Annotated in this window: 1 protein-coding gene and 1 pseudogene; one reads left to right on the top strand and one right to left on the bottom strand. The window is 47.1% G+C overall.

Annotation, left to right across the window (positions count from 1 at the left end):
• Positions 1 to 254: 254 nt before the first annotated feature.
• Positions 255 to 389 (top strand): annotated as a pseudogene (locus tag GWQ22_RS21590) (ISAs1 family transposase); the annotation flags it as partial.
• 59 nt (positions 390 to 448) lie between these two features.
• Here GWQ22_RS21590 and GWQ22_RS21585 read toward each other — a convergent pair.
• Positions 449 to 721 (bottom strand): hypothetical protein, encoded by a 273-nt coding sequence (locus tag GWQ22_RS21585; protein WP_275931640.1) that lies wholly within the window; start codon positions 719 to 721, stop codon positions 449 to 451.
• Positions 722 to 963 lie beyond the last annotated feature (242 nt).

Here is a 963-nt window from a genome sequence, read left to right as displayed (position 1 = left end):
TTGGCGAGGCCGATACCCTGGAAAAGCTCGAAGCCCTGCTGCCATGGAACGTCCCGCTGGAGCCGATTGCAAAAAAAGTGGCGCAATACGGTAAAGGCAAGTAGGTCGATTTAACGGCGCTTACTGATAACCCGGGCGCTAGCGCAGATCTGTCATTCCGCACCTGATTTTGGCTTTTTCAGTGCTTGACGGCGATCGGTCATTCTGATCTATTACTCTCTTTTGGAAAAATGGGCCCCCCATCTTTCTGAGCACGGCATATGGTTCTCAACATGCTACGAGCAGAAGAAACGAAGATAAGCATTCCGATGAAACAGAAACGCTGCATGATGAATCCGGCATTTTTAGAGCGGGTTTTATTGGCTGGATTTGCCTCGGTGGCTAATTAACGAGCATTCATGCGGATGCCCTGGTGGGAGATGGGCGATAATATGCCGCCCATCTAGCTTTAACGAACCTTGCTAAAAATTAGCAATATAAGACTGACACATACCAAAAATCCCCAAATAGCAGCAATGTAGACTGTATTGGTAGCATCCATAACACTGCCCATTATTGCTTTGTGTTGTTCCAAAGTGATTGGCCCAGAAAGCAGAACACTTTCTTTCTCTGAAATATGACCAAATGACAAGGAAGCAAGGGCAAGCCAAACATAGTAGCCGAGACTCACAGTTATAATGGAAGCCCATCGAATGATGGTTTTAAATTTACTTGATAACATCAGACACTCCACCTAATACACCACCGACTGAACCGCCAGAGTATGGTGACAACTTACCCATAGCAGATGCGATCTCCGCCAAGGTACTCAGGAACGAATCATCATGTGCAGGTGATACCCTGTCTCTTGATCAGATCTTGATCCCCGAAGCCATCATCTCTTTGGCGGCAATAAAGCCGTCCAGTTTACTTTGCAGTGTTTGCCAGCCTTCCCAGAGTGAGCTCCAGCCTGCAATCCCTGTT

Origin of the sequence: Aeromonas sp. 1HA1 (assembly GCF_029237385.1) — a bacterium.
In the GTDB taxonomy this organism is placed as follows: domain Bacteria; phylum Pseudomonadota; class Gammaproteobacteria; order Enterobacterales; family Aeromonadaceae; genus Aeromonas; species Aeromonas popoffii.
This window is presented reverse-complemented; position numbering and strand designations above follow the sequence as displayed.